This window comes from Flavitalea flava (assembly GCF_054461575.1).
Genome location: NZ_JBTLQH010000007.1, coordinates 122,016 through 141,915, shown reverse-complemented (window position 1 = coordinate 141,915; position 19,900 = coordinate 122,016). Strand labels below are relative to the sequence as shown.

20 protein-coding genes are annotated in these 19,900 nt (G+C 43.3%); all 20 read right to left on the bottom strand.

Translation table 11 applies throughout. The annotated features are described in order from the left end of the window. Positions 1-5: 5 nt before the first annotated feature. The 20 genes from ACX0G9_RS09410 to ACX0G9_RS09315 all read right to left on the bottom strand — a co-directional run bounded on the left by ACX0G9_RS09410 (position 6) and on the right by ACX0G9_RS09315 (position 19,887). Entirely contained in the window at positions 6-1,085 is a 1,080-nt protein-coding gene (locus ACX0G9_RS09410) for a glycosyltransferase family protein (RefSeq protein ID WP_459064637.1), read from the bottom strand. Positions 1,086-1,138: 53 nt separating this feature from the next. Beyond that, positions 1,139-2,140, bottom strand: coding sequence for a CgeB family protein (locus ACX0G9_RS09405; protein WP_459064636.1), 1,002 nt, complete (start codon positions 2,138-2,140; stop codon positions 1,139-1,141). Next, complete coding sequence (locus tag ACX0G9_RS09400; RefSeq protein WP_459064635.1) at positions 2,140-3,204, bottom strand: glycosyltransferase; 1,065 nt, start codon at positions 3,202-3,204, stop codon at positions 2,140-2,142. The genes ACX0G9_RS09405 and ACX0G9_RS09400 overlap by 1 nt, the downstream gene beginning before the upstream one ends. Further along, positions 3,174-4,199: an acyltransferase family protein gene (locus tag ACX0G9_RS09395; RefSeq protein WP_459064634.1), complete on the bottom strand. Its 1,026-nt coding sequence runs from the start codon at positions 4,197-4,199 to the stop codon at positions 3,174-3,176. Before ACX0G9_RS09395 ends, ACX0G9_RS09400 begins: the two co-directional genes overlap by 31 nt. Beyond that, positions 4,189-5,379 carry a glycosyltransferase family protein gene (locus tag ACX0G9_RS09390; RefSeq protein ID WP_459064633.1) on the bottom strand — a complete coding sequence of 397 codons (1,191 nt, stop codon included), beginning with the start codon at positions 5,377-5,379 and terminating at the stop codon, positions 4,189-4,191. Before ACX0G9_RS09390 ends, ACX0G9_RS09395 begins: the two co-directional genes overlap by 11 nt. A gap of 33 nt (positions 5,380-5,412) precedes the next feature. After that, entirely contained in the window at positions 5,413-6,519 is a 1,107-nt protein-coding gene (locus ACX0G9_RS09385) for a DegT/DnrJ/EryC1/StrS family aminotransferase (RefSeq protein WP_459064632.1), read from the bottom strand. 5 nt (positions 6,520-6,524) lie between these two features. Next, on the bottom strand, positions 6,525-7,565 hold the full coding sequence (locus tag ACX0G9_RS09380) for a hypothetical protein (RefSeq protein ID WP_459064631.1): 1,041 nt from the start codon (positions 7,563-7,565) through the stop codon (positions 6,525-6,527). Further along, positions 7,565-9,031, bottom strand: a complete 1,467-nt coding sequence (locus ACX0G9_RS09375; protein WP_459064630.1) for an MBOAT family O-acyltransferase — start codon at positions 9,029-9,031, stop codon at positions 7,565-7,567. The genes ACX0G9_RS09380 and ACX0G9_RS09375 overlap by 1 nt, the downstream gene beginning before the upstream one ends. A 9-nt stretch (positions 9,032-9,040) precedes the next feature. Next, positions 9,041-9,505, bottom strand: coding sequence for an acyltransferase (locus ACX0G9_RS09370; protein WP_459064629.1), 465 nt, complete (start codon positions 9,503-9,505; stop codon positions 9,041-9,043). Continuing rightward, complete coding sequence (locus ACX0G9_RS09365; protein WP_459064628.1) at positions 9,502-10,515, bottom strand: Gfo/Idh/MocA family protein; 1,014 nt, start codon at positions 10,513-10,515, stop codon at positions 9,502-9,504. The genes ACX0G9_RS09370 and ACX0G9_RS09365 overlap by 4 nt, the downstream gene beginning before the upstream one ends. 5 nt (positions 10,516-10,520) lie before the next feature. Further along, positions 10,521-11,681: an N-acetyl sugar amidotransferase gene (locus ACX0G9_RS09360; protein ID WP_459064627.1), complete on the bottom strand. Its 1,161-nt coding sequence runs from the start codon at positions 11,679-11,681 to the stop codon at positions 10,521-10,523. 5 nt (positions 11,682-11,686) lie between these two features. Further along, complete coding sequence (locus ACX0G9_RS09355) at positions 11,687-12,457, bottom strand: AglZ/HisF2 family acetamidino modification protein (RefSeq protein ID WP_459064626.1); 771 nt, start codon at positions 12,455-12,457, stop codon at positions 11,687-11,689. A 97-nt stretch (positions 12,458-12,554) separates the two neighbouring features. Continuing rightward, positions 12,555-13,172, bottom strand: coding sequence for an imidazole glycerol phosphate synthase subunit HisH (hisH, locus tag ACX0G9_RS09350; protein ID WP_459064625.1), 618 nt, complete (start codon positions 13,170-13,172; stop codon positions 12,555-12,557). Then, positions 13,172-13,819 carry an acyltransferase gene (locus ACX0G9_RS09345; protein ID WP_459064624.1) on the bottom strand — a complete coding sequence of 216 codons (648 nt, stop codon included), beginning with the start codon at positions 13,817-13,819 and terminating at the stop codon, positions 13,172-13,174. Before ACX0G9_RS09345 ends, hisH begins: the two co-directional genes overlap by 1 nt. A gap of 30 nt (positions 13,820-13,849) precedes the next feature. Then, a complete protein-coding gene (locus ACX0G9_RS09340) occupies positions 13,850-14,830 on the bottom strand; it encodes a glycosyltransferase family 2 protein (RefSeq protein ID WP_459064623.1) in 981 nt (326 codons plus the stop codon). A 67-nt stretch (positions 14,831-14,897) separates the two neighbouring features. Continuing rightward, positions 14,898-16,043 (bottom strand): hypothetical protein, encoded by a 1,146-nt coding sequence (locus ACX0G9_RS09335; RefSeq protein WP_459064622.1) that lies wholly within the window; start codon positions 16,041-16,043, stop codon positions 14,898-14,900. Positions 16,044-16,046: 3 nt separating this feature from the next. Further along, positions 16,047-16,664, bottom strand: coding sequence for an acetyltransferase (locus ACX0G9_RS09330; RefSeq protein ID WP_459064621.1), 618 nt, complete (start codon positions 16,662-16,664; stop codon positions 16,047-16,049). Positions 16,665-16,667: 3 nt separating this feature from the next. Continuing rightward, on the bottom strand, positions 16,668-17,756 hold the full coding sequence (locus tag ACX0G9_RS09325) for a DegT/DnrJ/EryC1/StrS family aminotransferase (RefSeq protein ID WP_459064620.1): 1,089 nt from the start codon (positions 17,754-17,756) through the stop codon (positions 16,668-16,670). A 20-nt stretch (positions 17,757-17,776) separates the two neighbouring features. After that, positions 17,777-18,964 carry a glycosyltransferase gene (locus ACX0G9_RS09320; protein ID WP_459064619.1) on the bottom strand — a complete coding sequence of 396 codons (1,188 nt, stop codon included), beginning with the start codon at positions 18,962-18,964 and terminating at the stop codon, positions 17,777-17,779. A 17-nt stretch (positions 18,965-18,981) separates the two neighbouring features. Beyond that, positions 18,982-19,887, bottom strand: coding sequence for an NAD-dependent epimerase/dehydratase family protein (locus tag ACX0G9_RS09315; protein WP_459064618.1), 906 nt, complete (start codon positions 19,885-19,887; stop codon positions 18,982-18,984). Positions 19,888-19,900 lie beyond the last annotated feature (13 nt).

Genomic DNA, 19,900 nt, shown 5'->3' with positions numbered 1-19,900 from the left:
TTGATTTAATAGATTTCTGCCGGATAAAACATGTTCAATAAAGGGTTGAATACCTCCTCATAAAAATAAGGGGAAGAACGAAAAACCATTCCTTTGCGGTCAATAGCCTCATCCACATTAAATTTTTCCAATTTGGTAAAATCGACGGGAATGATTTTCGGAAAAGTAGCGGTAGTCGTAAAAATATGACTCCCCAGCATCTCCTGAGAAAACCAGACCTCCAATCCGCAGGCATGGTATTCAAAAAGTTTATTCGATGCCGCGTAGATTGTATTTTTACTCGCATTCAGCCCCTTATACAAAACTACACCTACGGAATAACGCGAAAGCACATTGGGCAAGTCGTCATAGGTGCAACCTCCCAGGAAGCGGATGAGGTCCGTATTTAAAGCTGACAGATAATTCTTCGTATCGATATTTATCCGCAAGGAATATATGTCGAGAACCACTTTCCCCTTCTGTGCTATTACCCATGTTGCCAATTCTTTTACATACATGGAATCCAGGCTTAGGGACCCGACATGAACAAGTCTTAATGGTTTTTCCAGCGTCTTTGGTTCCCGGATGACCCATTTCCCGGGCGGATAATTGGGCATGACCCGGGGATTTCCTATTCTAACCGGGTGGTTATCCTTTTTAAAAAAGGCTAACCGCTGTTCATTGGTATGCGAGACCCATGAACATTCCGGATAAATTTTAGTCTCCCATTTATGCAATATCCTGTCTAATAACATTCCGCGTTGATATTCGCCGGGGTCCATATATTCATGATAATGTACCAATAACCGGCTTCGGCGGTTGAAGATCTTTTTATACAGGATTGCCGGTAAAGAAGACAGCGTTTCATAGTACAAAACAGTACCGGGTTTCCAGGTAGCCAGTTTTGCAGCTGTAACTGTATAGAACCGGATATAATTCCCGTACCGCCGAAAAACAGATACTTCTCCCTCTTCCTTTGCGGGCCTTATTATTTTTACCCTGGACGAAGGCGGCACAAATTGCCTGACGACACTGGTGCCCATGGTAAATACCAACACTTCCATTTCCTTATCCTCCTGGCTGGCAAGATAATTAATCCAGTTCATAGCTGGAGGATATAATTCGATAGGTCGAAAGTGAATTATGGCGACACGGTTCATCAGATCAATTCCATTTTTTCCAATAAATTCTTTAAAATAGACTTGTAATCATACCCCCCCCGTACGATCCGGTCAAACCCTTTTTGTGTTATTTCCAGCAGGTATTTCTGATCCCGTAAAGCGCGAGCGGCTTTCTCCAGCAACTCATCCGTATTATCATACAGCATGGCTTCCTCCTCGGTGAAGATCGAACGGGTATCCTCATTCCTTTCACAGATCAGCGCAGTACAGCAGGCAGGTATTTCAATGGTACGGGTCGTATGTTTCTCCGGGAAGAATCTGGATAACAGGCCCAGTCCTATTTTATTTTTGGAGAGCAGGCGGCCATAGGCTTCACCGAAAACTCCTTTGCCTACATAAGATAAATAATTTTTATTCCTGTGTTTCCGGGCAAATTTTTCCCAATTCTCACCAGCCAGGGTTATGTTTATTTTTTTCTCCAGGAGCCGGGCAATAACATATTCTTTTTCCGGTTCGTGCAACCCAATGAATACCACTCCTTCCTTTTCTTCAAAACCGTGATAAGGCTTGTGAATCCTGGTATCGTATCCTTGTGTGCAATAGAGCGTTTGCTTTGCCCCCTGTTGCCGGTAAGCATCCAATTCAAAAGACTTCGTTGTAATACAGTAGTCATAGAATGGAATGGATCCCGAGAACAGGCGGGACTTGTTGTAGACGATCGCCGTATCGGGAGTATAATGGACCTTTATTCCGGCTTTCATTTCCCTGACCAGGGCAGGATAATTAAAAATGCCTTTATCCACCCAAACCAGGTCATAATGACCGTCCATATTTCTTTCGATATACCTATTGACAAGCGGGATCATCGGCCCTTTCTTGAAACGCCATCCTATCGAACGGAAAAGGGGGTTCGTCCGGAAAATCGGGTCATTGATATCTATAATCTCAAAAGAGCCCGGATTTAATAACCCCTTCAGATTTTCGCCCCTCATTCTCGAAGTACTGCCCTCTCCGTATTGCCCTATATATAAAACTCTCATCAGGCGATCAATTCATTTATTTTAGTTACATAGGTATCAACGGAGAACATCCCGACGCCTGTCTTTTTACTTTCCCTTACGAGCCGGGTGAATTCCGGATAATTCTTTTCCAGCAAAAAAAAATTCCCGGTCATCCTTGTCTCCCACTCCGGTCCCGGCGCTACCAGCAACCGGTTCAATCCCGAAAGCAAGCCAATCTCCTTAATCCCCGCAGCGTCGAACCCAATAAAAGGTTTGCCATAATCGATCGCCTCAAAAAAAATGCGACCCAATGCCTCCTGTTCACTCAGGTGCAATACACAATCGACATTTCCGTAAATCAGGTTTTTATCCTGTACAAACCCTTTTATCGTTACATTGGGCGCGGCCAATAGTCGTTCTATGGACGGCTTGTCTTCCTGCGTTTCAGAAGCCTCTCCGTATAAATGGAAAAAAAAGGGGCCGTTGGATCCGGAAAGTTCGGGATACTCCAGCAACTGCAGCAATTTACCTATCCCTTTAGTAGCAGTAATCCTTCCAATGATACCGATCACGAGCTTGCCAGGTTGTAATGGCTGCATTACCGGGGGCTTCTCTGTAAAACAATAAGGATCGTAAATCAGTGTAGAGGGAAGGGGAAGCTTTTCTTTTATATACTCTGATATAGCAATCACCCTGACATTGGATAAATGCTTGCTGCTCCACCTGGAATCAGCCGTATCTTCCATCATTCTGACATGAAGGACAAATTTTTTCCGCGGAAAAAACCTGGCCAGCAACAACATGTATTTGCTATGTCCGCCTTCATTTACATAAACTGTCTGAACCCTGCCAAATAATAATAACAGGAAGACCCGGAAGTAAAAATACCGGAGGCTCCCTGTACCGAAAGTTTTTATTTCATGCCTTGTTTCCGCAGCAGTCATCCTTTTTTCAAAGAGACTTCGGGATGGAACAAATAAGGTAAATGTCTTTTCCGAATGACATAGAAAATCAAACAACACCTGCTCGCTGCCGTAAAAGTTACCTGAAGGGCTGATTATTATCGTCTCATTCATGACCGGTACCTGATAGCGGAAGCCCATTTCTTTGCCGGTCTTTCTACAAAATAGTAGAGGAGATAGCTGAATAAGAGCGTCCCGGCGATTGCAAAACTTATAAAAAATATTTTTTGATACATGTTTTTGGTGAACCGGATACCCAGGTTAATGATCGCAAATGCAATCAGCGTGTGAGACAAATACAGGGAATAAGAAATATTACCCAGAAAGTCAAGCACGCGGCTCCGGATAACAGGTTCAAGATAGATGGCCAGTACGGCAGTCAAAGCGAAAAGGCCGGTTATCCATCCCAATTTATAAAAAACAACAGAAAAGAGAAGGCTGGTAACCAACCAGTATTCCGGGGCATTGATCTTTTTCATTTTTACCAGTGCGAGATTGATTCCCAAAAGAAATATGGGCGACCAATAAAAGAAATGACTTTCCTCTTTACTGTAAAAATACAGCCCGATCAAAAGGATACTTAAAGACCATCTCCACCAGCGGTTTTTAAGGAACAAGGGATAGATCAACGAAAAGATGAGATAGAATTGAAATTCAATGGCCAGGGTCCAGAAAACAATATTGAGCCAGTTATAATGCGAAAAAGGAATTAGATATCCTATATGCAAGGCTACCTGTTCCCAGGTAGGCAACTCGGAGGGCCCTTTGGCAATCCCCGACTTTGACCGGACCAACAGGAAAATAATTTGTAAGGCAACCATACATAGATAAGGAGGTTCGATACGAATGATCCTTTTCTTAAGAAATTGCAGAAAATTCCCTGGCTGATAACCGGCCTTCATCATGGAATAAGGGATAACAAAACCCGATATCACAAAAAAGAATTGAACGCCATATTTGCCATATCCGAAAAATGCAGTCAGGTATTTACCGGAAATATAACCTTTCGACAAACATACCAGGTGGAATAAAAACACACTGGTAGCCGCCAGTCCCCGCAGCACCGTAATAATCCCGACCTGCCCTGCAACAGGGCGCACAGGAAGTGTAAACGAATTTTCCTTGCTATTTGCCATTTACATAAAATTCAATTCTTTCGATCTGCCTTTTATAGGTATTATCTTTTGCGAATTCCAGTCTCTTTTTCTGCATGGATGGGGAATTGTAATGATCCAGCCTGCCTATAACCTCTTTGAACAGATCCGGCAATTTCAGATTATCTTCCCTTTCATTGGTCATTTGCACTAATTCCTCCTGTCCCTGGTAAGTAGTGACATTATTCGAAATGATCACTTTCCCCGTACTGATATATTCCATGATCTTATGATAATTAGTGCCGCCGCTCTGATCCTTTTTAATATCATAACAGATGAGAAAAGCATCCATTTTCCGGATTTCATTTGCCAACTCTCCAGCAGGAACCGCTCCATGCAGGATCACATTGGGCAGGGAACGCAAGGCCGTTATAAAATCCGCGGTGGACTGATCATCCGTCCCGCCAATATTAGACTGGTTGCTGGCATAACTTCCCCAGCATTCGAAGATCGTTTCCCTGTTCGCCGAAAGAATTTCCAAAAAAATTTTTCTGTCAATGTCCGGACGGAGCAGATTTCCGGAAAAGCCTATTTTAACATGCCTTTTAAAATCGTTTCCCTGACCCTGTTCCTGCTCCCGCTCCTGATCCTGATCTTTTCTCTGATCCTGCTGCAGAATAAACTCGTGGGAGACTCCATGATTGATAAAATATTTAGGCGCTCCCGATGAGCCGTATTTTTCCAGGATCTCCCGGGTAACCGAGAAAATGATATCCGCCCCATTGGCCGCATCAATAGCAGCCTGGTTCAGCGGTTCATCTACCGGATGAAATATTTTATACGTTTCCTTTCCAAAAAGTCGGAACGGATATAAATTCCCCAGATCGAAGGACCATACGATATCCACCGGTTGTCCGATCTCCCTTATTATCTTTTTTATATGAAGACGCATCCCCGCATGAAAAAGAGGCAGGGCGTGAAACTTCAGCACATAAGGAAACCAAAGACGGTGACTGATCACCGACAGATCAGGCATATTTTCCACCGGATGGATCTCAACAGCTTTCTTCAGATCATTATTTCCCTGTTCGGGAGGATTCAAAAAATATACTTTATTTCCTTGCCTGGCCAGCTCAAGCGCATAATGATGTTTGGATACCAACATCTTACCCCAATTTTGAGGAGAAAGGATCAGGATGGTCTTGTTTGACAGTGTCGGCATATTTTCTCCGGAAGAGTGGGTCTGAAGGATGAGTTAGTTTGTATAAAAAGATCTGATAGATTCCGCTACATGGATGATCATCTCTTCTGTAAGTTCCGGGTACATAGGGAGCGACAGAATTTCCTGCTGTAATCCGGTAGCAACCGGAAAATCCGAAGGCTGATGCCCCAAATAGCCATAGGCAGGCAAATTCGGAAGGGCCACCGGGTAATGTATAAAGGTCTCTATTTCCCCTTCCTTAAGGAATTGCATCAAGGCATCCCTTTGCCGGGTTCGTATTACATAAAGGTGATGAGAGTGTTTGGTATCCGGACGAACCTTTGGCAATACAATCTCCTTTATGTCCTTTAAATGCTGATCGTAAAGTGCAGCATTCCTGATGCGCAATGCTGTCCAATTGAGGATATGCGGCAGTTTTGCCTGTAATATGGAAGCCTGCAAACCGTCCAGACGGCTATTGATCCCTTCTATCCGGTGATCCGGTTTTTTCAGTGCACCATGATTGGCGAACATCCTGCATTTTTCAGCCAGCGCATCGTCATTGGTTATCATACATCCGGCGTCGCCGTATGCGCCCAGATTCTTGCCGGGATAAAAGCTAAAAGACCCGGCAATACCATGAAGGCCGGCCCTTTTTCCTTTATATTCGGAAAAATGTGCCTGCGCGCAATCTTCTATCAAATGGATTCCATGGCGGTTGCAAATAGCCACGATGGCATCCATATCACACATTTGCCCCTGCAGATGTACGGCAATCAATGCCTTGGTCCGGGAATTGATCTTTTTTTCCAGCAGGCTTTCATCCAGGCTGTAATACTCAGGATGCACATCTAAAAATACCGGCCTGGCACCAGTTTGCGTAATCGTCTCCGAACTGGATATCCAGCTGTTGGCAACTGTAATCACCTCATCGCCGGGCCCTATCCCCAGCATTTTCATCAGGATATACAAGGAGTCTGTCCCATTTCCGCAACCAATGACATGTTTTACTCCATACAGAGATGCGAAACTGCGTTCGAAATCTTTTACAAAATGACCTCCGATAAATGCTGTCTCTTCAATAACGCCGGCAATCGCCTGATCAATATTCGTTTTTATGCTCAGGTATTGCGCGTGCAAATCAACAAAAGGAACTTTCATGGAAATTAATTGGTTAAAACTTTTTTTATTGCTGTTTTTGAGCAGTGGTACAAATCATAAAAACAAGACTCGTCAAGACCGTAGACACTTGCGTCAAAGCTACCGGTTATCGGGAGCTGATGTTTTGCCGCCAGGTCCCGGAAATAAGATTCATAGGTGAGAAAAAGATGTTGGTGATAAGTATTCACCCCGGCGTAAAACTCAGGGTGAAACGGGAGCATTACCAGTTTAACCTTAACCCCTCTGTCTTGTAAAAAATCCAATACAAAGTTCAATTCTGCAGATTCATAAGGAGCCGGAGGGCTTAATCCCTGCCTGATGCCGGTATTCCTTGCATTTTTGGCAATCCTTGCCGTATCAGGGTGCGTATATATAAAATTGTAACTAATCGTACCATCCGAAAAACGCCCGTTTAATGCAGGCGACTCTTTGCCTATATTGATGTATTTCTTTGAAACGCCCTTCGTCAAAAAATTCAGGGAGGCTTTGAAATAGTTCAAAGAAATCAGGGAGGTCAACTTATAGGACCGGATGGAGGTAGCAGTCCTGATCTCTCCAAACCCGGAAGCCTCCATATTTCGGGTAAACACTTTATAATAGGGCATCAGGCTCTGCCATTCGAGTCCGCCTTTTCCCCAAATGAGAAAAGGCTCAACATTTAATAATAATTCCTTCGGAAGCCGCTTCAAACTATCCAACAAGCCGGTGAGAGCCATAATATCATGAATATCTGCGTGAGAAACGCCGCAGTTCAAAACAGTTTTTCCCGGAAAAAAATCTCTTCCTACCTCCATGATGCGGCTTGAGCCCAATACAATTACATCAGGGGTCCTGGTAAGCCTCAGCACCATTTGCTCCTGCAACAACCGTTCATCGTAGTTGGTGATATTGTCTATATTATCTCCCTTTGAAAGGATTTTGGCTATTCCTTCCAAATATTCCCTGGAGGAAAAAATATTGCCGGGGTCCACAATATAGTTTGTCAATAAGACAAGAAGTCCCAGCGGTAATACGATCAGTAACAGCCTGTAGGACAGTTTACCCATTAAAATTGGAAATATATAAATTCTGATTTATCAAAAATGCCAAAACAAATAAAGAGTATACAAAGTCCATAATAGAATGACCATCTTATATACACGGGTTTACGTATCACCCATTGATCAAAGCTGTCTTTCCGTTGTTGAAAATGGATAACTATCATGAAAAGCAGAAAAAGAATAGCCAGGAAAAATTCACCTGCAGGCCGGTTGAGATAAAGGATTTCCAGCCTCGCAAAATTTCGGTTACTGATCACTTCTCTTAATTGCTGCGGCAGCCCCGAAAGGGAATTTTTCAATATATAGAACGCCTGCGATACGTCTTTGGCTCTGAAAAAGACCCAGGCCACTGTTACCAGGGTAAAAACAACAGCACGTTTTATCCACCGGGCAACGGTGCTTTCCGCGGCTTCCAATCGCGGAAACCTGCTATAAATCTGATGTTCGGCTATCAGATAAAGGCCATGAAGCAATCCCCAGATGGCAAATGTCCAGTTTGCGCCATGCCAGATCCCGCTAAGCAGGAAAACGATAAAGATATTCGCATACCATTGCGATTGCCGGACCCTGTTCCCTCCCAATGGAATATATACATAATCCCGGAACCAGGTAGAAAGTGAGATATGCCACCTGCGCCAAAACCCGACAATACTGGTTGCCATATAGGGTCTGTCAAAATTCGTCATTAATTTATATCCCATGCACCGGGCTGATCCGATGGCTATATCGGAATAACCTGAGAAATCACAAAAAATCTGGAAAGCAAAGAATACAGTGGTCGTGATAAGGGGAAGTCCCTTGAATTCCTGGGGATTATTGTAAACGCGGTTTACAAAAAGCGCCAGTCTGTCCGCAATGACTACTTTTTTAAAAAGGCCCCAGGCTATAAGGATCAGGCCACTCTTTACATCTTCGTAATTGAACTTTTTTTCTTCATGGAATTGATGAAGTATATTTTGAGGTCTTTCGATAGGCCCTGCAACCAACTGAGGGTAGAACATCACATATAAGGCATAGATGCCGAAATGTGTTTCAGGTTTCTGGTTGCCCCTGTAAATTTCAATCGTATAACTCATCGCCTGAAAAGTATGGAACGATAACCCTATAGGTAGCAGAATATTCAATATAGGTATACTTCCGGTAGAATAATAGGAGTTAATCACTATGTTAAGATTCCCGGCAACGAAATTATAATATTTAAAAACGGCCAATACCCCAACATTGGCTAAAATACTCAGCAATAGCAGCCGCTTCTTCTTCTTCCTGTCCGTTTGCCTCCCAATCCAGATTCCGGCGAAATAATCGATAATGATCGTAAAGATCAGTATGAAGATGTACACCGGCTTAAAGAACATATAGAAAAAACAGCTGGCGAGCAGCAGTAATAACCAACGAAAACGGTGTGGTAACAGGAAAAACAAGATGGTTACAACCGGGAAAAAAATGGCAAATTCAAAGGAATTGAAAAGCATTCCGAAGGGTTAACGGTTTTTTAGTTTACGTGCGGGATTACCGGCATAAACCCCCGGCTCAGTAATATTTTTGGTAACCACTGACCCTGCACCAATCACTACGTTATTGCAAATGGTTACCGGCAGTATGGTTGCATTGGAGCCGACAGACACATGATCCCCAATATGGGTAGCTTTCCATTTGGTTTGATCGCCAGCTGCAGGGCCTCCATCTTCGAAAAGATCATTGATAAACATGACGCCATGCCCGATAAAACAATGGTCCCCGATCTCCACCAACTCACAGATAAAGGAATGGGACTGAATTTTACAAAAGCTACCGATCCTCACCCTTTTCTGAATTTCCGTGAAAGGGCCGACAAAAGTATTATTGCCGATAGTACATCCATAAAGATTCACCGGCTGTATAACCGTAACTCCCTCGCCGAAAACGACATCATCCGTTATACCGGATTGTTTTATGCGGATACTCATAACACAACAAAATTGGAATAAATTTTATCGATGATTTCAACCGTCTTTAACCCCTCGAACCCATTCGTTGCAATAATTCCGTTACCTCCAAGTACTTCTATCAGGTTTTGGTAAACTTTATCATGATTGGACATAGAACCCTGGTACTTGCCGTAATTATTGGGGGGATTGCCAGGCGGCAGGTTTTCAATCTTATACCCATCTATATGCTGATATTCGAGCTCATTCAGGTATTGCCCTCCGATCTTTACCGTTCCTTTTTCTCCAAAGATGGTAAGAGACCCTTCCATATTCTTTCCAAAACTGTTGACCGTATAATTTATCGTTCCGATAGCCCCGTTATAAAACCGGAGGCTTACGGTTCCGGTATCTTCAAATTCAATGATATCCTTGTGATCAAAATTACCGGCATATCCCTTTACCTCTTTTACATCTCCGATCATCCAATAAAGCAGATCTATAAAATGGCTGAATTGTGTAAAGAGCGTTCCGCCATCAAGGTCACGGGTTCCTTTCCAGGAATTTTTATAATAATCCTCGTTCCTGTTCCAAAAGCAGTTTAGCTGAACACTGTAGATTTTGCCAAGCCGCCCCTCTTCGATCAATTTCTTTACTGCCGCAACAGGCGGGTTGAACCTGTTTTGTTTTACGATAAATAATCGCTTATTGGCCCGTTCGGCAGCAGTGATCATTTCCCCGCAATCCTGAACGGACAAAGCCATCGGTTTCTCGCATAAAACATGAAAACCTGCTTTCAATGATTTGATGGTGTGTGCGGCATGCAGCCCGTTCGGACTACAGACGGCCACGACATCGATATCTCCGGATTTTTCCAAAAGATCATCGATATGCTGGAAACAGGCAGCGCCGTATTTTTCGGCCAGCGCTTTCCCTTTTTCCGGTACGATATCGCATACCGCTGTTAACTTCCCTTGTTTTTGAATATGTTCCGCATGCCTTTCCGCTATGCGGCCGCATCCGATAATGGCAAATTTAAAAAGTTGATTCATCCGATTTATTTGGGTAATATTTTTTTTACAATTTTTCTTGCCGGTTCTGTCATTTTTAAAAAATCCATATACGATTTCTTCAGACCGGTATCGGATTTAAAATCCTGGTGGCGTTTTACCGGCAATTTCATAATAGCGGAAAATTCATCCTCGCTCAACCCCAGCTTCTTCAATACGTATTCCATATCGGATCGTAACTCCTTTGGTTCATACAGGTGTTTTGTCAACTCCTGCAGGGCCTCTTCCTTTGTAATCTGCCCGGAACAGATCAAGGTCGATAAATGGGCCTTCCGTTTGTCTATCCTGAATTTTTCGGGAAGGATATAGGCCTGATAAAATTTTGTAAATATTGATTCGTAATGTTTACCTCCATAATCTCTCCAGTCCAATTCCTTTTTGATGATCTCTTTTATTTCCTGTTTATTATAAGGTACATAATTCAATATGGAAATCGGGGTTAACCGTAATACAGCCGAATAGTACACATATTTTTTAAAATCGAAACTAGGATAGGTTTTTAATTTAATCTTCCCGTAGGTACGGTGAATATCTTTAAGATTTGCAAAATCCATCTTGTGGTAAAGCCATGAAGGCGGCATAATATATTCCGTAACAATATTGGTACCGCTGATGATATACCCGATATTCTTTTCCTTAGCCAACTTGTACATAGTCGCAAATATGGCATGATCAGACACGACCTCAATATCTACAACAGACGCCTGCAGGTAGGACAATTGAATATTCCTGAATTCTTCCCAATTCACGACCAGGGTATACAGATCGAATCCCAGCTTTGTAATGATGTTTTCGACATTTTTTACTGCCATCTCGGAATTCCAGCCATTATCGAGGTGAACGGCCAATGGTCGCAGTCCCAGTTTTTTGACCAGCAAGGCCACATAGGTACTGTCCACCCCTCCGCTGAGACCGATGAGGCAGTCATAGGCCTTTCCTACACCATCGGCCTTGATCTTTGTCACCAATCGCTGTATTTCCGTTTGCCCCTCTTCGCCGTTCAGGACCCCGTTTGTTTCAGCAGCTTTATATTCATGATAATAATTGCAAATTCCTTTTTCATCGAACCGGATATCAGGATCAGCAATATTATCCATTACTGTTACCGTGCACTGCTTGTAAGCCGGGTCTGCCTTACTTAATATCATATATATTACCCTGGTTGTTTAAAAAGTTTTTCGGCCAGTTCCCGCTGGGTAGGATAGCTGATCAATACGGCCCTGTGAGGACCCTGAAAAACGAACATGCTTCCTGCCGACACGGCAGAAGCCCCGCATTTCAATGCTTCCGCAAAGTCACTTACAGAGGAAGCCCCGCCAATGGCTACTACCGGAATACCGACCCCTGTACTGACCAGACTGACCAGATCCAGATCATACCCGGAAAACGTTCCATCCCGTTCAATTGAATTCAGGAATATTTCACCTGCTCCTGCCTCTTCCATTTGCCTGGCATAGACCGCAGGATCGAGATTGGTATTTTTCGTTCCGTTCTGAACATATACCTTGTATTTTCCCCAAATATTTTTCTTCACATCTATGGATACAACGATACTCTGACTGCCGACATATCTTGCTCCCTCAGATATCAACCGGGGATTCGTAAATGCGGTGGTATTCAGCACCACTTTCTCTACTCCGGCCGCTATAAGTTCCCGGATCTCCTCCAATTTGGTAATTCCTCCACCATAACCCAAAGGCATAAAGGCCTCGCTGGCAATTTCCTTTATCTGCCCTAAATTCGGCGGCCTTTTTTCTAACGTAGCGGAAATATCCAGGATGACAATCTCATCCACTTCCTTGTCATTAAAAATTTTTACCGCGTTGATGGGATCCCCTACATATTTATAATCCTTGAATTTTACGGATTTGACCAATCCTCCTTTCTGGATCAATAATGCAGGTATAACCCTTAGTCTTCTCACTGATTTATTATTTATTTAAGGGGCTGTAAAATTCATTGCGGCCGTTGCATCATCGGGTACTATTTTTATAAACGATAACACACCTTCTATAGTATCTTCAATAATATTTTACGAAATTCTCCAGCAATTTCAATCCGAATTTATGGCTTTTCTCAGGATGGAACTGAACCCCCATGATATTCTCGTGTTCGATAGCTGCTGTAAACCGGTATCCGTAGGTTGCCTCCAGCAAACTATCTTCGGAATTGGCCAATTGGGCATGATAAGAATGGACAAAGTAGAAGCGCGGCTCTTCGTGCATATTTTCAAATAAACGGGAAGGTTTGCTAAGTTCAACATCCGTCCAGCCCATATGTGGGATCTTCAGACCAGATGGCAACAATTCCTGGCGGAACTTTATTACTTTTCCCTTAATCCAGCCCAGGCCTGGCAAAATGCCTTCCTCGCTGCCTTCTGTAAGTAATTGAAGGCCGACGCAAACACCCAGTACAGGAATTTTCTCTATGAGGACCTTTTTATTAATGGCATCCAGTAATCCGGACCCCTGCAATTTCTCAACACAGGTATCAAATGCCCCTACGCCTGGGAGGATCAATTTTTCCGCAGAAAGTATATCGGACTCCGCAGAAGAGATCAAGCCTTCACTTCCTGCCTTCTTAAGCATATTTTTGATGGAGGCCAGGTTGCCAACCCCATAGTCAACGATCGTAACCATTATACATGTAAATATTTTTTCCGGAATATTTCAAACTTCCCCGAACGGATATATCCATTATAGGCGATTTTATTGGAAAAGGGGACACAATTTTCCTTTTCCAGACTTTTAATGGATCTTGCCGGAATACCTCCCAGCACACAATGACCTTCGGGAAAAGACTGGGTTACCACGGCTCCGGCTCCGATTATGGTCCAATCACCCAACTCCACACCGGGCATAATCTTAGCGCCGGCGCCAATCCAGCAATACTTACCTATTTTAACCGGTTTCAGAATATGTTTGCGGCTGTCATACAGATCATGATTGGCGCTTACAATTACCACGTTCGGCGCTATCTGTGTATAATCGCCAATGGATATTTTTCCCTTCCCCTGTATATAACAGCCTTTCATGATACCCGGATAAGCGTCGATTCCAACCAGGATGTTCTCGGAATCATAAACCTGGCTGGTCCAATGTACAGGCCAGTAAGCCTTTCGGTTACCTCCGAGGTTCAGTATTTTCTGCTTGAACCAAAATTCGAAATTTATGGTGTTTTGATAATCTCCTGTTTCCCTTATGAACCGGAAGTAAGGTAATTTGGTTATCAGCACAGTAATTAACCGAAAGGGGTTGCGCAAAAAAAAGAGGAGCCGCTGTTTCATAGGCATTACCAGAATTTCTCAAGGGAAAGGTTATTCATCAACACCCCCCGATTGCTGCATTTTACTACGGGCATGCAGAAATCCCGTTTGTTTGTAAGGATTACCAGGGGTGGAAGCGCTTAAAAAATCCGTCGGATAATTATCCGGTTCGTCCTTTTTTATCAAATCCGGCCATTTCATACCGGCTAATTTCTTTAATTCCCCTGCTCTTTTGAAATTACCTGCTAAAAGCTTTTTCTTTAATGTGGTTATAACCCCTGCCCTCACCTTTTGCCGGATGAGTTCCCCCATACCGCTGCCCATTTTTTTAAGATTACCCTTTCCCAGCAACTCCTGGACGATACAATATAATTCAACAAGTCCAAGGCCATCCTGGATCTTTGATGAGGCCTGACCAGGTGTTTCCCTCGGCCAGCTCACCCAGCCAGCCACCAAAAGAATGGGATATTGGCTGGCTAATCGGAGCCGGACTTCTTCGTCACCGGACTTATACCTGGTGCTTAATCCATTTCCCTCTTTTAACATCCTGGTCCTGAAAAAATTAGAGGCGAAACTTGATGTTAAAAAACTGGTCTTTCCAAAGAAATAATTCAGGACAGAATCTCTGGGAGATAACAGGACGGGATAAATTATGTTATTATAGTAATTTTTTTGAACGGCCAGGGCCGCTTCCGGGAATTTCTCCATCATGTCAACAAAGAACCCAATGCCATGAGAATAGATCAGGTCGTCACCATCAATGAATATCAGATATTCTCCTTTAGCTTTTTCAATGGCCTTATTCCTGTTAGGATATTCACCCAGATTTCCGTCATTACGGAAGGCAATAATCCTCGGATCATTAAATTGCTGAACGATGTTCCAGGTATCATCCGTCGAACAATCATCGGCAATGATATATTCTATATTTATATAAGATTGACCCAATACGCTTTCTATGGCATCGGCCACATATAATGCCGAATTGTACGTGACAGTAATAACCGTAACCAGGGGGCCTTTAGATACCATTGCAGGCTTAAGTTTATTCTAAATACTATTTATCATTATTCAGGTTGGGCTGCTTTTCTCCTTTATCCTATTTAAAGGTATAATCGCCCTGATAGAATTTCCTGATATTCTCCCGGTACTGGTTGTGGCTGTAATATTTTGCACAAACGTCAAACTGTTCCTGCTGACAATTTTTAAAGGTTTCTTCCTTATCCAACCCTGCCATGTCTGTTGTTATTGTATTCAGGAGAATATCATGGGAAGCATATATAGTTGGCAGATTCTTAAAATCTGCAGTAAAAAAATCCTCATTATATATGGCAAATCCTATGGACCCGCTAAAAACAGGCTCTATGATATAACCATCCAATCCTTCTCCGAAGGTGAGCGCCCATTTTGCTCGGGAAATAGTGCTTTTATATTGTTCGTAGGTGAGGTTGCGTATTATTTGCACCTGCAGGCCCGGTATGGCTGAAAGCTTTTCAAGAACATCCTTTTTCCCGGGCCGTTCGTCAGGTGATACAATAATAAGGTTTTCCTTGTCGCGGTATTGGCGGAAAGTGTACTTTTCCGGACTGATCCATACCGAAAATTTATGCAGGGGCATTCCATAGGCTTCCCTGTAATGCTGGGAGCAATAGCGCTGATGAGCGGTGGTGGCTGTTACGAGATGAGCCAGGTCCTTCAGGTTATCCAATACTTCAGAAGAAGGCATCAGCCGCACATTCTGGTTCATTATATTGATATGTACCTTTCCCAGTTGCCCCAGCCATGCTTTATCTTCCTTTTCCAGATTCTCCAAAAAATACGCACAGGCGAATTCAGGCAAATGAAAAATGACTTCCTTAGCCTGTTTAAAATATTTCCTCAACTGACTAAGCCGAAACACGTCGGTCTGATTGACGAATTGAGTATGCCGGAATAGCAGATATTCATTGGGCAGGGTACACATGATCACCTCTGCCTGGTGAACCTCACCTAACAGCGCCGATTCTTCGCACAAGGACACTATGGAGATAACCCCTCCGGATATATCGTCCCTTCCGGTCAGCTTATTTGCACCGGAGACCAGGAACACAACTAATTTCGATGCTTTCCGGTCAAAACGCCGGATGGCGTTATTCTGTTGCCGTCTAATCTTGTTTTCGGCAATAAGCCTTTTCCAAACCCGGGGTTTGGCAGCTAATTTGAAGGGACGCGTAACACCTGCTATTATATTCCTGGTCGAATTCATTATTTAAAGTTTTGCAGGTGCCCCTTTTACTGTTACTCCTTTCGGCACATCTGCGGTTACAACGGAGCCTGCGCCAATAACGGCTTCATCCCCGATATGCAATCCGGGAAGAATGACTGCGCCGCTGCCCACGGAAACCAGGTTTCCGATCTTTACTTTACCCAAAATATGGCAGCCCGGTGACAACTCACAAAAATTGCCTATCCGGCAATCATGGTGAATCGTTGTATTGATATGGATAAGAGTTCCCTTACCAATTATTATATTTTGTGTAATAACCGCGCCGGTCATAATATTCAAACCTTCTTCCAGTATTACTTCAAAAGAGCCGATTCTTGCAAAGGGTGAAATTACCGAGGTCAGGCGCCCCCCGATTTCCAGAAATCTATTCGCCATTTTTTCCCGGAGAGCAGGTTTGCCAACTCCAATAATAAACCGGGGATCCTTTTGCAGGGCTTTTATCGCTTTTTTCTCGTTATGGATAACCGGGAATTGTCCGTATACTGCTTCTTGCTGTTCTTTCCTGATATTATCGTAAAAACAGACATCGGCAGTCAGCTGTAATTCGGCCAGAATACCCAGCACTTCTTTTGCATGTCCGCCTGCTCCTAGAATGATCATGAATTAATACTTGAGAACTTCTGCGATAATGGAACAGATACGTTTGATTTCATCTGTAGTCAAATCATGATATAAGGGAAGACAAAGCACCCTTGACGCAGCAGATTCCGCTACGGGTAATTCTTTTTTATTCTTTAAATACGGCAAAGCGTGTAAAGCGGGATAAAAATATCTGCGGGGATAAATATAGGCTGCATTTAAGACATCTTTCACGGAAAGAAGCTGTTTTTCATCTCCGAACACAACCGGATAATAAGCATAATTATACTGAGTGTCCTGGGGAACAACCGGACGGATCAGCTGGACATTAAGTGCCTTAAAATTCTTGTCATAAGTTTCGGACAATTCTTTGCGCCTTTCGAGGATCTGGTCAATTTGCGGATAAACACATAACCCCATTGCTGCATGAAACTCACTATTCTTGCCGTTGATTCCAAGTCCCCAGAATTCTTCCTGGCCTTTGTGACCGAAATTACGCATATAGGAAAGACGATGCATCAGGTCAGGGTCGTTCGTCACCATGCCACCGCCTTCCACCGTATGAAATAATTTAGTAGCGTGAAAGCTCAGTGTGGAAATATCCCCGTAATTCAACAAGGATTGACCCTTGTATTTCACACCGAATGCGTGTGCCGCATCATAGACAACCTTTAATTTATGCTTGTCGGCTATAGCCTGGATCCTCTCAACATCACAGGGAATGCCGTATACATGAGTAGCCAGGATAGCCGAAGTTTTTGGGGTTATTGCCGCCTCGATCTTATCTGCATCGATGGTAAAAGTCTGGGGATGGATATCCGTAAAAACAGGTTCTGCATTTTCCCAAATAATGGAAGAGGTGGTCGCCACATAAGAAAAAGGAGTAGTAATGATTTCCCCCTTTAAATCCAGCGCCTTAATGGCTAGCTGAAGAGCAATCGTTCCATTGTTGATAAAGAAAAAATATTTTACACCAAGGTACTCCTTCAGTTTTTCTTCTAATTCATTTACCAATGGTCCGTTATTGGTAAGATGACATCTGCTCCAGATACCTTCCAGGTATTTCACATATTCCTCCAAAGGAGGAAGATAGGCTTTGGTTACATTGATCAATGGAAAAGTTTTATGATATGCTAATAACGTGCAATTTCAAGGAATCGTCTGCCGAATTTTTTAAGATTTTCCTGGTAGCGGGTGAAAGAATCTTCTTCGACATTTCTTTCAGGGTAATTGACTGTTGCTCCTGCCTGCCAGACCTGGAGTATTTTGCCGGAAAGATCCCCGGCATTCAGCGAACTAAAAAAGTAAGGGTTATCCGGATATTGTTCCAGGTGAACCCCGATATCCGATAAAAGTAAATTTTTGCCAAGAGCTTTGGCTTCCTCCACAGAGGTACTCCAGCCTTCGTTGACGGAGGGCTGCACTATAGCTACTGCATTACGGTATAATGCCAGTTGATCGGCCCTGGGAATCAACCCTAATAAATGCACCTGGTCACGTATTTTATATTCCGTCAGCATTTGAAGGATCTCGTTGGCATAAGATTGATTTCGGTAATCGACAATATTTCCGGTGCATATCAGATTAATCCTAACCCCCTGTTCTTTCAAAATTCCGATCGCCTCGAACAGGGTCTTATGATTCTTCGTAGGTGCAAATAAATTAGATACGATCAGGAACTTCCCGGGCACCTCATATTTTTTCCGGACGGAATCAAAATCATGGAAGTCAAAAATCGATCTGTCCAGAAAGACGGCAAAAGGCATAACATGAGTCTTACCTTTGGTTACCGGGAAAAACCGGTGGCAATCCTCTTCACAGAATTTACTGCTCAAAACGATTTTAGATGTAGTATGGGCGATATTAGAGATCACCCGGTCTGCCGCTTCGTTCGTATTCATATCAGCCCCATCCGGAAAATGCCGGTACTGAAAGTCGGCGATCCAGGAACCCACATTTAATTTTTTATTACAATCCGATAGGGTGGCGGGAAAGATATAATCGAAATGATTGTTAATGAGGAAATTTTCCAGCCTTGGATATACTCTTTTCATCAGGCGCCTTTCCACCAGCCACTTAAGGCGATTGGCCAAACTCCAGGGATCGAGTTCAGTTTCTGTGTCATGGGCATTGATTGCGATATTCCGGAATTTATCCAGTTCCCGGAAATTCTGCATTTTATGTTTGAATAAATGTACTTCGATATTCTCTTCTGGGGCGATACTGTTCAGCGCCCCCATTATATTGGTAATGTATTGAATCCCACCCTGCCAACCATCGTCACCCACAGCCATCAGGCCAATTTTCTTTATTTCCTTCATAAATAAGTACCCGTTTATCAGGAATTAAGGGTCCGGATCCAGTTTGCAAGTTCTTCCAGCCCGCTGTGGAGATCATATTTACATGAAAAACCGAGTTGCCCGATCTTTCCGGTATCCGCACGCCAATTCAATGGGTCCCCTTCTCTGACCTTCCCGTTAAAATAATATTTTTGTTTTACCTGAATAGCGTTAAAAAAAATGCCGACGGCCTCTTCTATCTTTGTTTCCACACCCGAGGCAAGATTATATACCTCTCCCTTTAATTCTCCCTTGTCCAGAACACAGGCTATTCCCCGGACAAGGTCACGTATATGGATATAATCCCTGCTTTCTTTGCCGGTTCCGAAAAGTTCGATATCGCCGGTGGCGTTCAGGGATTTCTGATAGAGGTCCCAGAATAATTGTTTTTTCAGCCCGCTTCCATATACGGAAAAGGGTCTGACAATGGCAGTTCGAACCTGAAAAAGAGAAGTATATTCCCTGCACAATAATTCAGCTATCGATTTATGACTGCCATAAGGAGATAATGGAGACAGGGCTCCCTCTTCTTTTATTGGAAGGGAGGAAGGATTACCATAGACCGCTGCGCTGGAGAGATGTAAATATCTGCACTCCGGCTGATTTTTGTAAATGGCGTCCAATAACCTTATTGTATCAAAACAATTAGCCTCAAAGTCTGATACGGGATGCGTCATCGAGTAGGGGACATTACCGCTTCCGGCAGCATTGATGACTACATCGAACAGGCGGCCTTTTAATACTTCATCGAATTCCGGCGAAAGGCGGCTTATCTTAGTATAAGCATACTTTCTGGAAGGCTGTTCATACAGGTCAAGGCCGAAGACCGAATCCTTACGAGAAGAATAATGTTCCACGCAATGGCTTCCAATGAATCCCTCCGAGCCGATAATAAGAATATTCATAACTTACCTGTTA

Coding starts and splice junctions, on each gene's coding strand:
- ACX0G9_RS09410 (WP_459064637.1), bottom strand. CDS start 1,085: ATGAACTGGATTAATTATCTTGCCAGCCAGGAGGATAAGGAAATGGAA.
- ACX0G9_RS09405 (WP_459064636.1), bottom strand. CDS start 2,140: ATGAGAGTTTTATATATAGGGCAATACGGAGAGGGCAGTACTTCGAGA.
- ACX0G9_RS09400 (WP_459064635.1), bottom strand. CDS start 3,204: ATGGGCTTCCGCTATCAGGTACCGGTCATGAATGAGACGATAATAATC.
- ACX0G9_RS09395 (WP_459064634.1), bottom strand. CDS start 4,199: ATGGCAAATAGCAAGGAAAATTCGTTTACACTTCCTGTGCGCCCTGTT.
- ACX0G9_RS09390 (WP_459064633.1), bottom strand. CDS start 5,379: ATGCCGACACTGTCAAACAAGACCATCCTGATCCTTTCTCCTCAAAAT.
- ACX0G9_RS09385 (WP_459064632.1), bottom strand. CDS start 6,519: ATGAAAGTTCCTTTTGTTGATTTGCACGCGCAATACCTGAGCATAAAA.
- ACX0G9_RS09380 (WP_459064631.1), bottom strand. CDS start 7,565: ATGGGTAAACTGTCCTACAGGCTGTTACTGATCGTATTACCGCTGGGA.
- ACX0G9_RS09375 (WP_459064630.1), bottom strand. CDS start 9,031: ATGCTTTTCAATTCCTTTGAATTTGCCATTTTTTTCCCGGTTGTAACC.
- ACX0G9_RS09370 (WP_459064629.1), bottom strand. CDS start 9,505: ATGAGTATCCGCATAAAACAATCCGGTATAACGGATGATGTCGTTTTC.
- ACX0G9_RS09365 (WP_459064628.1), bottom strand. CDS start 10,515: ATGAATCAACTTTTTAAATTTGCCATTATCGGATGCGGCCGCATAGCG.
- ACX0G9_RS09360 (WP_459064627.1), bottom strand. CDS start 11,681: ATGATATTAAGTAAGGCAGACCCGGCTTACAAGCAGTGCACGGTAACA.
- hisH (WP_459064625.1), bottom strand. CDS start 13,172: ATGGTTACGATCGTTGACTATGGGGTTGGCAACCTGGCCTCCATCAAA.
- ACX0G9_RS09345 (WP_459064624.1), bottom strand. CDS start 13,819: ATGAAACAGCGGCTCCTCTTTTTTTTGCGCAACCCCTTTCGGTTAATT.
- ACX0G9_RS09340 (WP_459064623.1), bottom strand. CDS start 14,830: ATGGTATCTAAAGGCCCCCTGGTTACGGTTATTACTGTCACGTACAAT.
- ACX0G9_RS09335 (WP_459064622.1), bottom strand. CDS start 16,043: ATGAATTCGACCAGGAATATAATAGCAGGTGTTACGCGTCCCTTCAAA.
- ACX0G9_RS09330 (WP_459064621.1), bottom strand. CDS start 16,664: ATGATCATTCTAGGAGCAGGCGGACATGCAAAAGAAGTGCTGGGTATT.
- ACX0G9_RS09320 (WP_459064619.1), bottom strand. CDS start 18,964: ATGAAGGAAATAAAGAAAATTGGCCTGATGGCTGTGGGTGACGATGGT.
- ACX0G9_RS09315 (WP_459064618.1), bottom strand. CDS start 19,887: ATGAATATTCTTATTATCGGCTCGGAGGGATTCATTGGAAGCCATTGC.